We start from the raw sequence: 12,026 nt of genomic DNA on the forward strand, positions 1-12,026 counted from the left end.
GAGGTCAACGTTCATGTAGTTGAGCATGCCAAATCGGGAGCCGGACCCGGTCCGAGGAGCATCCGAGCAAAGGTCACCGCTACGGCGTTAAGTTCCTGAACGCTTCGGCTGCATTGGTCAGAGGCGGCTAAGTTTAGGTCCCGCTCCCTGGAGCCTCGGACGGGGGTTGCAGAAGCCGGGCCAGACGCCGCGCCCCCTCAGGGCTGATCTTGGTCGGGAACTTGGCGCACACTCGCTCCAGATGCCGAGCACGATCCGCCTCACGATCACGCCGTGCCGTCAGGTGATCACCTTCTCCCGTCCGGAGGTGATCTCTTCTCGGGCGATCACGCGGCTTGTGGCGATGTCTTCGGCGACTCCAGCGGCCAGTAGTGCGGCTCCAGGGGTGTGGCCAGAGCCGACATAGCGCCAGTGCGCATCGGTGACCGTGCCGGGGATGTCGGTATGGCCCGCGTGGTGAGCACGTTCGGCGCGTAGCGCCGCGTACGTCGTTGAGTAGGCGCGGGACTTGGTGAGGATGTGCCCCCGGTAGCCGAGCGCGTGAGTCCAGGTGCGCAGGTGCAGCGGCTCATGCTCGGGGAGTCCGCCGAGGCGCCAGCAGGTACGCATGAGGATCCGGACATGTCCGCTCACGGGCGCCGTGCCGATGTCGTCCCAGGTGGTGACCTTGTGATCGGTGCCGGCGCCTGTCTCGCTCGCTCCCTTGGTGACGTACTTCGCCACGTACGCCGCCACGGCGTCGTCGTCCGGTCCGTCACCGTCGGCACGCAGCGGCCGGGCGTCGACCTGGGCACCCCAGCGCAGTGTCAGGTCACCCACTGCGGGGCTGTAGGGCGTGCGGATCAGGACCCGCCGGGCGGAGGCACGCACGGCGTCGATGAGGCGTTCCGCAGTGCCCCAGACCGGGGGTTCGTCGTCTGGTCCGGCCGGACCGTCGAGACGTACGACGGCGTGGATGTGGACCGCCGCCCGCTTCTGGTACTCGGCGACCCGGGCGAAGGACAGCCGGGCGTGCTCCGCAAAGCGGGACTGTGCCAGGCCAACCGCCGAAGCGAGTTGCCGCCGGACGCCGAGGGCAAACCGGTCCCAGAGCTTGCCCGCATGCGCGTGCCAGAGAACGTGAGCGGCGTAGTCGTAGCAGTCGGGGCAGAGCGGTTGCCCAACGGCGGAGTCACCGGGGGCATGAGCAGCGTGGCAGCCGACGGGCCGACCGTGCGCGCAGGTACCGCCGTCGCGGCGCGGTCGGCACGGCTCCCCGGAGCGGTGCACGGGGCCGAAGGACGGCGCGGTCAGGGTGACGAAGAGCCGGGGTCGGTGGCGGACGGTGGCGGGAACGTTCTTGCCGCCGAGGAGGCCCGCCCGGACGAGGTGGAAGGTGTCTCCCGCATGGAGGCGCGAGCACGCGGGACAGACGGTTACGCGTCGGTTCCGGCAGCGAACCAGGAGGCGTTCGCCGGGCTCACTGCGGGTGTCGTAGTGATGGAGGATTTCGCCGGTTGTGCCGTCCAGGGTGATGGTGGAGCCGGAGAGGTGAACGGGGTGGGAGCAGCCGCCGGTTGCGGTGATCTGCTCCAGCCAGCGGGGAAACTGTGGGTCTTGGGCGACGCGGATGGCGTCGCGGTCTGCTTCAGAAAGCTGAAGCAGGCGCGCCGTGCGGTCGAGAACGGCGCGCCGGTCAGCCGGGGTGAGCTCCGGGGTAATGGTGGTGGCCTTCCAGAGTGGGCCGCCGAAGCGGCGCGGGTGATGGTGGGTGGTGCGCCGTTGGCCATGGGGATCACTCCCTTGCGGGGTTGGTGGGGCGGTGGTTCAGCGGATGGTTCCGGTCCCTCGGCATACGCGGCAGCGCCGTAACCGTCCGGTCCAGGTCTTCCGGGCTCCGTCGCCCTTGCAGTGCGGGCACCTCACGCGAGGCATGGGCATGTGCGTGCGTCCTTCCTGATCAGAAGTGGTTGAAGCCGGTGAGGAACCAGGTGACGAAGCCGTTGATCGCGAGGCTGACGGGCGTTTCACCCAGGTACATGCCGAACAGGGCGATGCAGACCGCTTCCCAGGCACGTACGTCGCGGGAGCGGACGAGGAGGAAGGTGATGATCCCGAAGACCACGACGAGCGAGACCGCTGTACCTGTGCTGATCACTTGTCGTCTCCTTCCAGCGCTGCGAGGGCGCGGCCTACGGCGGGCAGTTCCGGAGTCATCCCGGCGTACTTCCGGGCCGTAGAGACGGCTTCTTTTGTGAGGGTGAGGTGGGAGCGGGCGCGGCTCCACCCGCCGTCCGGCCCGGTGCAGACGGCCACGCCGCGTTCCTCGGCTGTGATCGCCTGGGCAACGGCCACGGCGTCCTTGTTGAGGTCGCCCAGGGTCATTTCGGCCGTGCCGGGGTCGTTGACGCGGTGGCAGATTCGGCCGCCAAGCTGAGCACGCAGAGCGGTGACGCCGGGGCCGAGGTCGGAGCCGACGCGCTGTCCGGCGACGACTAGGTGGATGCCGAGCGCGGCCCCTAACTGCGCGAGGCGCAGCAGGAGTGTGGAGCACTGCTCCGCCTCTGCCTTGCTCTCGCGCGTGCCATCGGACAGGTACAGCTCTGCGATCTCGTCGACGATCACGACAATGGGCACCGGTCGGAGCTTCTCGGGGAGCTCCCAGATCGAGCGCACTCCGGCCGACCGGCACGCGCTCATTCGGTCCTGCATGTCGACCACGAGGGCGGACAGCACAGCCACTGCTTCTCTGCGGCAGGTGGCCAGCGCGGTCAACCGCCCGGCGAACAGGCCCAGTTCCATGCCGCCCTTGCAGTCGACGCCGACCAGGGCGACAGGCTGAGTCGCCAACTGTGTGATCAGCCGAGCCACCAGGGTGGACTTGCCGGATCGGGTGGCACCGGCGATGAGCCAGTGCGGCACAAGCCGCAGGTTCATGACCCAGGCGCCGCCGCTCTCCAGGACGCCGATGAGCGCCGAGAGAAGTTCGACCGGCGCCGTGGCCAAACCGGGCCGCTCCAGCGGATCGGTGGCCGTCGCGGTCAGCAGCACGAGGCCCCGTTCCGGAGAGGTGACGCGGACCGCGTGCACCTTCCACGCATGCATCAGCGCGTCAGCCGCCTTCATGTACGTGCCCGGGGCCTGGCCCGCGTGCAGGCGTACAGTCACGGTCAGGCCCATACGGGTCGCCCTGGGGAACGAGATCCGCGGAGCCACCGGCCGCAGAGGATCACCCTTGACGACCAGGTCCCCGAGCAGGCCGCGCGGCGGGCGCCGTGAGACGGCGAGGTCAGTGAGCATGGCGACCTTGCGCCAGGTCGCCAGGACCCGGCACGTGGTTGCCGGGTAGCCGACCAGGTACCAGTGCCAGGCCGGGCGATGCCGGCGCACCAGGTCGCCGACGACCAGCACCCAGGCCAGCACGGCGAGGCTGAGGGCGAGAGCTATCGGTTCCATCACGCGCCACCGCCCTTGGCGTTCACGGGGCCGCCGTGCACGGGCGTGATCGCGTCCGCGCGGAAGCTGACGCCGTGCCGGTCGCCCATCGACCAGACGAATGCCATCAGGCCGGTGACCTTGACGATCTGGCCTTCCTCGATGCCTTTCGGCTGTCCGCTCACGGCGATCTCGATGACGGAGATCCGCCGCCCGTCCTGCCGCACGGTTACGGCGACGGTCCAGACCGGGTTTCCGTCCCGGTCCCTCTTCACCTCCTGTGTCTCGGTGTTGGTGATCTTCGCTTCGGGCGCGATAGCGCACCGCAGTACGCCCAGCCGCGCCGTGTCCACGGGAATGGACTGCATTTCGTTGGCCTCCCTGGCCGATCAGGACGCCAGGGGTATTCTGACGTCACTTGTCCTTACGAGTTAGGACTATGGAGCTCTGTACGACACGAGCGCAAGTACTTATGCTGACGAGTGATGTCGCTCGTGCGACGTGACTACGACCTGACCCCGGAGATACCGAGATGTCGGAGATCCAGCGCCCCGGAGCCCTCTACCAGCAGGTGGCCGCAGCCGTCCGAGAAGCGATCCTCACGGGCGAGTTCGCGCCCGACTCCCTGCTGCCATCCGAAGCCCAGCTCATGGCCCGCTACAGCGTCTCCCGTCCCACGGTCCGCAACGCCATCGCGGCACTGCGCGCGGAAGGGCTGATCGACGTCCGCCACGGCAAGGGCAGCTTCGTACGCTCCAGCGGACAGCCTCACCTCACCATCGAGCGCCGCATCAGCCGCACCGCCGATGACAGGTTCGTGATGCCCAACGGCGACATCTGGCAGGAAGTCGAGGAACCGAGTACCTATCGCACTCACACCACCAAGGACACAGGCCGACTCCTCCAACTCGATGAGGAAGAGGCCCTCTTCGGCTGTGACCGGCTGCTGATCGACTCCAGCACCAGGACCCGTGCCATGCACCGGACGTTGATCCCTTTCGAGGTCGCCGAAGCTGTCCCGCTGCTCGGCAAGGAGCCGTGCAAGCCTCCGGCAGCGATCTACTGGGTGCTCACCCAGACCGGACACAAGCTGTCCTGGACGGAGACGGTACGCGCGCACATGCCCCTGCCCGACGAGCGAGCCACGCTCCGGCTCCCGGACGCGACCCCGATCCTGCAGGTTGCCCGCGTCGCGCATGGTGCCGACGGCCGTCCGCTGTTCCTCGAAGAGCTGCGCTGCGGCGCGGACTGTGCCGAACTCGCCTACCGGATTACCGCCGACAAGCAGCCCGCCCCACGCGCCCGCGCCTGAGCGCCAGCGGCCATGTGTCGAATATGTCTTCACTTCCTCAAGGGCGCGCCTGCGGCGCGCCGGGGCGCCCGGCCGCCCCGGCCGGGCGTGCGGCGTGGACGCCGGTCCCGTCCGGTCGGCCGACGCCCCAACCCGCAGCACGCCCATGGGGTCGAGTCGACAACCGGCCGTCGCAGGCCGGAGCCCACGGGGCTGGGGATCGACGGCCTCCGAGACTTTACGCAGCCACCATGGGGCGAGCCTCGAAGAACAGGGGGCCAATCGGGCACTACAACGGGCAGGGCAACTACCTGCCCGATTCGCCGGGCCAGCGTAAGGCCCCCTGTTCACTCGCCCCATGGCAGCTCCAGCCCAAAGTCTCTCCGGCCGGCGACGTGCCCACGTGCACCGCTCACCAGCGAAGAAGCCCCTCACGCTGCACCGCCATCGCCGTTCGCGCGCGTCTCCAGGAGTCGAGCGAGCCGATTCGCGGCGTCCGGCCAGCCCGCCAGCCTCACCACCCCGCGCCCGTCCTCGTTCGTCCAGGCGACAGCCCGTACGACGGACAGCTCGAAGCCCACGCCCAGGAGCGCCCCGTTCAGCCGGTCCGCAGCCTCCCGTGCCTCACGCCACCCAGCGATGTAGTCGACGCTGGACACCCACAGGCCGGAGTCCGCGCCCGCCACGTCGAGACCGTCGCTCAGCCAACCTTCACCCGAGCCAGTCACCTTGCCCACCTCTGCCCTGATCTAGGTAACGGATCATCAACTTCTGTGGACCGGGGCCGAAACGCAGCACGACGGCCCCGGTACCATCAGGCACCGGGAACCGCCGTGTTCCCAGCCGGGCCACCCTTCGCTTTCCAGGGCTGACGGGGTGGCCCGGCCTATATCGGGATGTGAAGCGCGGCCCCTCACTCGGGAGGGGAGTCTCCGGATGTCCGAGAGGTCGCGCCCCTTCGGCCGGAATGGTCAAACTCCGGCCAGTGACCGGGTCGCCGCCCGCTCCCGATCGCGAGGGAGCAGAGCAGGGTGGCGACCCGGCGTCTGTCAGGCTGAGTACTCGACCCAGAGCCGATCGAGGTCCAGGCGAGCCCATACCGTCTTGCCGCTGCCCTTGAGCCCTGGTGACCACCAGACGGCATCGGCCAAGCGCTGAACGATCAGCAGCCCGCGCCCCCGATCCGGCAACAGTGCCTCGATGAAGTCACCTGCCAGCTCCGGCGAGATGAACTCACCCGCCGGAAGGTCGGGCGGAGTCGAATCTTCATCCGAGACGCCGATCCCCAGCAGTCCGGGCCAGTTCATGAGCCACGCGTCGATACGCCGCCCGGCACCGGGCGTCGCCAGATGGTCATCCGGTACTGCGTGGTGGACGACGTTGCCGACCAGCTCCGACACAATGAGCCGCGCGTCGTCGACCGCGTACGCCAGCCCCCAGTTCTGGAGGTAGGAGCCGACCATGTCGCGAGCGGCCTTCACGCAGTCCGGGTCCTCCGCGTAGAGCGTCAACGCCCGGAAGTGGCCGTTAGCCGGGTCGTGCATCGAGCGGCGCGGAGCGCCCGTCGTCGAGGTGTTCGCTGTGTGTTTGCTCTGCTGCACTTCCACTGCGTTCCCTCCCGAGCGCTGGCGAGCTCTCTAGCCCGCCGATCTGTGACGACCAGTGAACGGCGTAGGAGGCTCAGGCGGGAGCGTTCACATGGGGGTTCACGTGAACACCGGCAAAGGCAAAGGGGGTTCACCAATGAACCCCCTTGGGCGAGACTGCTGTGACACGATAAATACTCGCCGTCATTCTCGGGTTGGCAGGGGAGCATGAGCCGAGAGCCAAACGCGCAGTTAATCGCAGTGATGGACGAAGCGAAGGTCTCGAACAAGGGACTTGCGAAACGCATGGCGGACGAGGCCACACGGCGCGGCCTCGATCAAGGCTCAGGAACAACGCACATCTCTGTGAAGCGATGGCGAGAAGGCGCAGGCATCCGGCCGCAGACGGCGGCACTCATAGCAGACGTTCTCTCGTCAAAACTCGGGCGCCGCATCACGCCGGGCGATCTCGGGTTCTTCGACCATACCAAGTCGACGGCACCCGAGCCGATCGGCTACCCGAACGCCGTTCCGGACGTCCTGTCCGTGCTTGACGGACTCGCCCAGGAGCGCGCCGACGACCCCGCTCCGGGCCAACTGATCGTCGCCGACGCCGACCTCAGCTCGGCCGTCCTGTCGTGGATGATCGCGCGCCCCGATGGGATCCAGGCGGACAGGCCCGCTCACCAGCGAGTCGGCATGCGGGACGTTCGTGCGATCAGAGACGCGGCTGGGACCTTCATGGCTCTCGACTTCAAGTACGGCGGAGGCCACGGCCACAAGGCACTACGCCACTACTTCCGGCACGAAGTGCTGCCGCTCCTGAACGCGAGCTACAGCGAGAAGGTCGGCACCGCGTTATTCGGCGCCGCCGCCGAGGTATCCCAGTTGCTTGCGTGGACCGCGTACGATGCCGGAAATCACCGACTGGCCCACCGCTACCTGACATCTACGCTGCGCCTCACCCAGGTCACCGGCGACCGCATGTTCGGCGCTCGCATCCTCACCAACCTCAGTCACCAGGCCAATTACCTCGGCAACCATGCTCAAGCCATCCAATTGGCGCGGTCGTCTCTGGAGGGTGGACGAGGTGCGGCCACTCCCCGTGCGATGGCATTGTTCGCAGCTCACGAAGCCCGCGCTCTGGCGAACGCGGGAGACGGTCGCGGAGCCGGCCGAGCCATGAACGAAGCGGAACGCTATTTCGGGCGTGCCGACACCGTCACCGACCCCGAGTGGCTGAGCTACATGGACGCCGCCGAACTTGAAGGCGAGATTTGTCACTGCCTACGTGACCTCAAGCAGCGCCGAGAAGCCGTCGAGTACGCCCAGCGCGCCGTGGACAGCACCGACCCCAAGTACGCCCGCACACTGGGGTTCTGCCGCATGGTGCTCGCCCAAAGCCAGCTATTGCATGGTGAGTTGGAAGCCGCCGTCACCACCGCGAGCCTCGCAGTCGATGGCGGCGACTCCCTCCAGTCCACTCGCTTCCAGCGCTACGTGAGCGACTTCCAGAACGAGGTCAGCGTGCACGCGGCGAACCCGACCGTGGCAGCCTTCAACGAGAAGGTGCACGATGCGCTTGTGCGCCTGGACGAGGACGACGAGTAGCGGCTACCAGGGCCGCCAGTCCCGGGGCGCATTGTCGTTGCGCAGCCCAGCGATGCGCCGACGGTACTCGGCCGCGGTTTCCTCATTCTCTTGAACGTTCTGCATGAGCCAAGTCGTCATGCCGAATTCTTGGATGCCCCGCAGCGTCTCGTACCCGTGCCAGTCGTACAGGTCGCGTCCGTACGCAGAGACGAACTCGGCGTACTGTTCGTCGGTTTGCCATCCAAGGCTGTGGTGCTCGACGGCCGTGACCATGAGATCCCACTCAGGGTGGTCGTAGCAGAAGGCCTCGAAGTCGATGAGGATCACACGCCCCTGATCGTCCACCATGAGGTTCTGCACGTGAGCATCCCCGTGCACCGGCCCCTTGGGTGTCTCGAACCGCAACTCGGCATATTTGTCATGTAGTTCCCGCCACCGCTTCCGCAGGAAGACCTTGTCGTCATCCGGGATCACGGCTCGGTCGAGCCGTAGGTGTTGCTTGTCGAAGGGGGCGAACGACGGGAGTACGAGACCATCCGGCACGGCCAGCGAGTGAAGATCCCGCAGGATGCCGCCCAGCTGCCCGTAGGTCGCCTTGCGGCCGCCCTCGACGATCAGATGCCAAAAGGTCACGGGATGGCCATCGATCAAGAGCGGCTGCTCCAGGTCCTCGATGATGCGAGCGGCAGGGAATCCTTCCTCCGCCAGCCACCGCGACACAGCCACTTCCGTGCGGGCTTTGGGCAGCCACTCTTCCCCCCGCGCCACGCGCACGATCAACGGCACTGAGGTAACCCGGAACAGCGCGTTCTCCCCGAGACGGATCAGCTCCGCACCTCTGTCGTCGAGCCCCGCAGCCCGGCACGCGGCGGCCATCACCCGCGCAGCCCTCGCCGACGTGAACCCCTCTTGCGTTCGAGCAGCGTCAACCGCCATGCCCGTACCAGCTCCCCTAGTCGCGCGCGATCAACCAGCGCACGCCTACGGGTGACCAACCCGACGTGCACCGGACACGACCACGACCGTACCCAGGGAAGCCAGCGAGAACGACCCGCAGAGGCACGAGAAGAGCCTCTCCATCTCTTGGAGGGGCATCGCAGACTGGCGGCACATCTTCGCTGCTGTACAGCGAGGCGCTACGGTTGGCTGATGTTCGGGCTTGAGCGGATATGGCAGAAGTCTGGGCATTGGTAGGGGATGGGGGATGGCGCGTGGGGCGTCGGTAGACGCGTGGTTCAGGCCACGTGGTTCTTCACAGTGGGAGCCGTGATTGCTTGGCTCGTAGCGGCTTCACACGATTTTGAAGGGACCATCTGTTACGGCGGTGATGCCAGTGGCCTGGTCTGCGACGGCGTCGGATTCGAGGATGAGAGCGTTCTCTGGCTCGCGCCCGTGGTCATCGTTGCCTGTGCCGTCATCCGTGCGATTGCTCGACGCGCTGCGTTGAAGATCATCGCTGCTGACGTGACTGTGGGCTTCGTGCTTGGTCAGGCCGCGGCGATCGTCGCCGTCCGCGTTGGTGGCGCCGTGGTGAAGGGGCGGTTGTGGCGTAGGAGGGCCCAAGGGACGTCGACGCGTCGGCGGGCGAGGGCGATGACGGCGGGGATGTGCTTGTGGCCCTGGGCTCGTTTCTTGAGGTAGTAGGTGCGGTTGGGGCCGTCGCGGATGATGCTGGTCTGCGCGGAGAGGTAGAAAACGCGTCGTAGGCGGCGGCTGTAGCGCTGGGGCCGGTGGAGGTTGCCAGTGCGGCGCCCGGAGTCTTTGGCGACGGGGACCAGGCGGCGGCGGAGGCAAGGTGTCCGGCATCGGGGTAGGCGGCCAGGTCACCAGCCGCGACGACGAACTCCGCGCCCAGGATCGGGCCGATGCCGGGCATTGACTCGATGACGGCGGCCTGCGGGTGAGTGTGGAAGGCGTCGCTGATCCGCCGGTCGAGCTGCTTGAGGCGTTCGTCCAGGGCCAGCGCGCGCATGAGCCCCTGACCCCGCTGAAAACTCACTCGCCACTCACTCGCGATCAGCGATAGAGAACGACAAAGACCCGGACTCAGCGGGACGGACACGGCAGCTGTAGTTCGTGATCTGTATGGATCCGCGTGGGGTGCCTGTACGCATGGGTACGGCCACCAGCATCATGATCGTTTGTGAAGACAGAAGACGATGCGGTGGCCGCGCATAGCGCATGAGGGATGGCCGATGCCTTCGAGGGGCTGATGGGGCGGATCGCCGGCTGCTTCCCGCGCGACGAGTCGCGGCGGACCTATAGGCAGATGGTCGAGGGGCTGTTGACGCTGGAGGAGACGGCCAACTGCTGGACGCTGGCCGAGGTGTACAGAGCCTGGGGTCGGCTTGGCCGACCTCGAAGAACAACCTGCCCACACCCGCTACGACGTGGGACAATCGTCAAACGCCGCGTGATGCAGTGCGGGCCAGGCACTCGAGGTGGGGCCCCTAGTCACCGGCAGAGACTGCGCTCCGCGGCCGCACACAGCGTCACGGCGACCGTCTCAGTGGTCTTGCCGCGACCGGTGTACAGCAGGTCGAAGCTGTCGAAGCTGGTCAGCAGCCACAGCAGATCGGTAGCCTCACCGACCGTGACGTCCGGGTCGAGGACGTCCTGCTCCGCAAGGCGCTGCGCAAGGTGCGCCATGCCGCCGACCCGGCCCTCCTCCATGCGCCGAATGGCCTCGCCGACCGAGTCCGCGTCGAGGGCCGCCAGCGACGACAGCGCCCGCAGAACGTCGCGATGGGCCGCGTACATGCTCACGCAGCCGTGGATCGCGCCCCGCAGACCTTCCCGCGCATCTGGGCGTGCCGCCGCCTTCAGCATCTCCTCGACGCCGCCGCGGGCGAGGAGGTCCGCGGCGAGCGCCTCGAAGAGCCCAGCGCGGGTGCCGAAGACCAAATAGACGGTGGAGCGGGACACCCCAGCCCGCTTGGCGACCTTGTCGATGCCGACCGGCTCGGACGGCGCGGTGCGCAGCCGTTCGTACACGGCGTCGAGGATGCGGCGCCGCGTCTCGTCGGCGGTCTCCGCACGCAGTCGCTGTTCGTACTTCCGTGTGGCCATGCCCGGCATCCTACATTTCGCTTGACAGAATGTCTCGCCAAAGACATGCTGTCCAGTGAAATTGGCGTGAGGAGACCCATCATGCAGATGATGTTCCGCTGCAAGATCAAGCCCGATCAGGTGGAGCACAACCTGAAGCTGCTCCGCGCCGCCTTCGAGGAGTTCCAGGCGGTCAGGCCCGAGGGCCTGCGCTATGCGACGTACCAACTCGACGACGGAGTCACCTTCGTGGCCTTCGTGGAGATGGCGGGAGACCCCGGCGCGCTGCGGCAGCTGGAGGCATTTCAGCGCTATCGGTCGACCCTCGAGGAACGCTGCGAGGAGCCTCCGGTCATGACGGTGCTCCACGAGGTCGGCTCGTACGGCTTCCGTTGATCCCCATGACACGCATCACGCAGTTACGTACCGACGCACCTGACTGAGGAGAACACCATGTCCCATGCCGCACCGCTGCGGGTGGCGATCATTGCAGGCAGTACCCGTCCCGGCCGCAAAGCCGACACCGTCGCCCGCTGGATCCACAGCCTGGCCGAGCGGCGCGACGACGCGGTTTTCGAGGTCGTGGACCTCGCCGACCACGGGCTGCCACTCATCGACGAGCCGGTCCCGCCCATGGCTGGTATGTACAACAAGCCGCACACGCAGAAGTGGGCCGCGACGATCGCCTCGTTCGACGCCTTCGTCTTCGTAACCCCGGAATACAACCACTCGACCTCGGGTGCGCTGAAGAACGCGATCGACTACCTCTTCGCGGAGTGGAACGACAAGGTCGCCGGTTTCGTCAGCTACGGCTTCAACAGCGGTTTCCGCGCCGTCGAACACCTCCGGCTGGTGCTGAGCGAACTCAAGGTCGCCACCGTGCGGTCCTCCGTGGCGCTCACCATCGGCGAGGACTTCACGGGTCAGACGTACACGGAGTTCACGCCGCGCGACACTCACGAAACGTATGTCACCGCCATGCTCGACGAGGTGGTGACCTGGGGCACCGCGCTGCGGACGGTGCGCCAGGGCTGATCCGCGTCCTGCGAGACAGGCCGCTGGAAGGTTCCCCGGCCGTCCGGCGGCTGCGGCAT

The 12,026-nt window shown here is 67.2% G+C and carries 12 protein-coding genes and 2 pseudogenes; 5 read left to right on the top strand and 9 right to left on the bottom strand.

The window, feature by feature from the left end:
* Positions 1–279: 279 nt before the first annotated feature.
* The 4 genes from VXC91_RS19800 to VXC91_RS19815 all read right to left on the bottom strand — a co-directional run bounded on the left by VXC91_RS19800 (position 280) and on the right by VXC91_RS19815 (position 3,782).
* Positions 280–1,644 carry a replication initiator gene (locus VXC91_RS19800; protein WP_408057423.1) on the bottom strand — a complete coding sequence of 455 codons (1,365 nt, stop codon included), beginning with the start codon at positions 1,642–1,644 and terminating at the stop codon, positions 280–282.
* Between the two features lie 295 nt (positions 1,645–1,939).
* On the bottom strand, positions 1,940–2,137 hold the full coding sequence (locus tag VXC91_RS19805) for a hypothetical protein (protein ID WP_329508614.1): 198 nt from the start codon (positions 2,135–2,137) through the stop codon (positions 1,940–1,942).
* Positions 2,134–3,435, bottom strand: coding sequence for an FtsK/SpoIIIE domain-containing protein (locus VXC91_RS19810; RefSeq protein ID WP_329508615.1), 1,302 nt, complete (start codon positions 3,433–3,435; stop codon positions 2,134–2,136). The genes VXC91_RS19805 and VXC91_RS19810 overlap by 4 nt, the downstream gene beginning before the upstream one ends.
* A complete protein-coding gene (locus tag VXC91_RS19815) occupies positions 3,435–3,782 on the bottom strand; it encodes an SCO3933 family regulatory protein (protein ID WP_329508616.1) in 348 nt (115 codons plus the stop codon). Before VXC91_RS19815 ends, VXC91_RS19810 begins: the two co-directional genes overlap by 1 nt.
* Before the next feature lie 164 nt (positions 3,783–3,946).
* Between VXC91_RS19815 and VXC91_RS19820 the strand changes: the two genes are divergently transcribed.
* Positions 3,947–4,726: a GntR family transcriptional regulator gene (locus tag VXC91_RS19820; protein ID WP_329508617.1), complete on the top strand. Its 780-nt coding sequence runs from the start codon at positions 3,947–3,949 to the stop codon at positions 4,724–4,726.
* 410 nt (positions 4,727–5,136) lie between these two features.
* Here VXC91_RS19820 and VXC91_RS19825 read toward each other — a convergent pair whose 3' ends face one another.
* Both VXC91_RS19825 and VXC91_RS19830 read right to left on the bottom strand, forming a co-directional pair.
* Positions 5,137–5,433, bottom strand: a complete 297-nt coding sequence (locus VXC91_RS19825; RefSeq protein WP_329508618.1) for a hypothetical protein — start codon at positions 5,431–5,433, stop codon at positions 5,137–5,139.
* 321 nt (positions 5,434–5,754) lie between these two features.
* Positions 5,755–6,312: an ATP-binding protein gene (locus VXC91_RS19830; RefSeq protein ID WP_329508619.1), complete on the bottom strand. Its 558-nt coding sequence runs from the start codon at positions 6,310–6,312 to the stop codon at positions 5,755–5,757.
* Between the two features lie 207 nt (positions 6,313–6,519).
* Here VXC91_RS19830 and VXC91_RS19835 point away from each other — a divergent pair, with 207 nt between their 5' ends.
* Positions 6,520–7,902: a sporulation protein gene (locus VXC91_RS19835; RefSeq protein WP_329508620.1), complete on the top strand. Its 1,383-nt coding sequence runs from the start codon at positions 6,520–6,522 to the stop codon at positions 7,900–7,902.
* Positions 7,903–7,905: 3 nt separating this feature from the next.
* On the opposite strand, the gene VXC91_RS19840 is transcribed toward VXC91_RS19835, so the two are convergent.
* Both VXC91_RS19840 and VXC91_RS19845 read right to left on the bottom strand, forming a co-directional pair.
* On the bottom strand, positions 7,906–8,820 hold the full coding sequence (locus VXC91_RS19840) for an aminoglycoside phosphotransferase family protein (RefSeq protein WP_329508621.1): 915 nt from the start codon (positions 8,818–8,820) through the stop codon (positions 7,906–7,908).
* A gap of 551 nt (positions 8,821–9,371) precedes the next feature.
* Positions 9,372–9,856, bottom strand: a pseudogene (locus VXC91_RS19845) (transposase).
* Positions 9,857–10,072: 216 nt separating this feature from the next.
* On the opposite strand from VXC91_RS19845, the pseudogene VXC91_RS47460 reads away from it, so the two are divergent.
* Positions 10,073–10,210, top strand: a pseudogene (locus tag VXC91_RS47460) (IS701 family transposase); the annotation flags it as partial.
* Positions 10,211–10,338: 128 nt separating this feature from the next.
* On the opposite strand, the gene VXC91_RS19850 reads toward VXC91_RS47460, so the two are convergent.
* Positions 10,339–10,953, bottom strand: coding sequence for a TetR/AcrR family transcriptional regulator (locus tag VXC91_RS19850; RefSeq protein WP_329508622.1), 615 nt, complete (start codon positions 10,951–10,953; stop codon positions 10,339–10,341).
* Between the two features lie 81 nt (positions 10,954–11,034).
* On the opposite strand from VXC91_RS19850, the gene VXC91_RS19855 reads away from it, so the two are divergent.
* Both VXC91_RS19855 and VXC91_RS19860 read left to right on the top strand, forming a co-directional pair.
* Complete coding sequence (locus VXC91_RS19855; protein ID WP_329508623.1) at positions 11,035–11,328, top strand: hypothetical protein; 294 nt, start codon at positions 11,035–11,037, stop codon at positions 11,326–11,328.
* A gap of 57 nt (positions 11,329–11,385) precedes the next feature.
* Complete coding sequence (locus tag VXC91_RS19860; protein WP_329508624.1) at positions 11,386–11,967, top strand: NADPH-dependent FMN reductase; 582 nt, start codon at positions 11,386–11,388, stop codon at positions 11,965–11,967.
* Positions 11,968–12,026 lie beyond the last annotated feature (59 nt).

Origin of the sequence: Streptomyces chiangmaiensis, assembly GCF_036281785.1 — a bacterium.
Classification (GTDB): Bacteria; Actinomycetota; Actinomycetes; order Streptomycetales; family Streptomycetaceae; genus Streptomyces; species Streptomyces chiangmaiensis.